General features: G+C 65.4%; 1 protein-coding gene. It reads right to left on the bottom strand.

All coding sequences use genetic code 11. From position 1 onward, the window contains the following. Positions 1 to 31 precede the first annotated feature (31 nt). On the bottom strand, positions 32 to 454 hold a 423-nt coding region (locus AB4Y92_RS25810), incomplete at its 5' end, for an ABC transporter permease (RefSeq protein WP_441822210.1).

A 454-nucleotide genomic window follows, 5' to 3' on the forward strand; every position in this document is an offset into this window, starting at 1 on the left:
CACGAAGAGGTCCTCGACCTCGAGCAGCGGCTTAGCCATGACGCGGATCCAGGATATCGCGCAGGCCATCACCGAAGAGGTTGAAGGCSAGGCTGGTGAYSAGGATGGCGRKACCGGGAATGGCCGCGATCCAGCCATTGGTCAGAATGAACTCSCGGCCSGAWGCCAGCATSGCGCCCCATTCCGGGCTTGGCGGCTGCGCRCCGAGGCCGAGGAARCCGAGCCCCGCCGCGGTGAGGATGATCGCSGCCATGTTGAGCGTGAGGCGCACCACGACGGAGGGGATGCACATCGGCACGACATGGCCAAGGATGATGCGCAACGGCGAGGCTCCCTGCAGCCGCACGGCAGCAATATAGTCCGACTTGCGGATCGACAGGGTTTCCGCACGGGCAAGGCGGGCGATCGGTGGCCAGGCGGCGAGCGCAATCGCAATGATGGCATTCTCGATGCC

This window comes from Lysobacter sp. TAB13 (assembly GCF_052113885.1).
In the GTDB taxonomy this organism is placed as follows: domain Bacteria; phylum Pseudomonadota; class Gammaproteobacteria; order Xanthomonadales; family Xanthomonadaceae; genus Lysobacter; species Lysobacter gummosus.